General features: G+C 46.6%; 1 protein-coding gene. It reads right to left on the reverse strand.

The genetic code is table 11. The annotated features are described in order from the left end of the window. Positions 1–75: 75 nt before the first annotated feature. The coding region (locus WMO25_RS18700) for an IS66 family transposase (protein WP_349086761.1) at positions 76–588 on the reverse strand (513 nt) is incomplete at its 5' end.

The following is a 588-nucleotide window of genomic DNA, read 5'->3' on the forward strand; positions in this document are numbered from 1 at the left end:
GTAACCGCCAAATAATGATGCGGTCAGATATAAAATTACCCCAGCCCTTTGCGAGTTGGAGTAATTCACTATAATTCACATGCGATTTTTGATAGATTGGAGTTTTTCACTCCAAGGTGCAAGCTCTGCGAGCTGATCATCGGTCATCTCTTTCGTTGGTCGATGGTCCAGCAGAAATTTCAGATATCCGTAAACATTCAGTTCATGCGCCTTTGCCATCTCAACCATTGTATAAACTACAGCACTGGCATTGGCTCCTTCTACAGAATCACTGAACAGCCAGTTCTTCCGGCCGACTGCAAATGGACGGATCGCGTTCTCGCTGAGATTGTTTGTGAAGCTGCAGCGGCCATCCTCCAGATAAATCTCTGCTGTTTCCCTCCGGTTAAGGACATAATTCACAGCTTTATCCATGCGGGTATTCCGGACTGGCTTTTGCTGCTCAAGCCACGACCAGAAAGCCTCCAGAACAGGTTTTTCCTTCTCGAGACGCAGCTGCTTACGCTTTTCATAATCACCGGGATATTTTTTGTTAATGGAATCCTCTATGGCAAACAGGCGGTTACAGTACTGGACTCCCTGTACTGC

The sequence above is a fragment of the Coprococcus intestinihominis genome, assembly GCF_040096555.1.
GTDB classification, from domain to species: domain Bacteria; phylum Bacillota; class Clostridia; order Lachnospirales; family Lachnospiraceae; genus Coprococcus_A; species Coprococcus_A intestinihominis.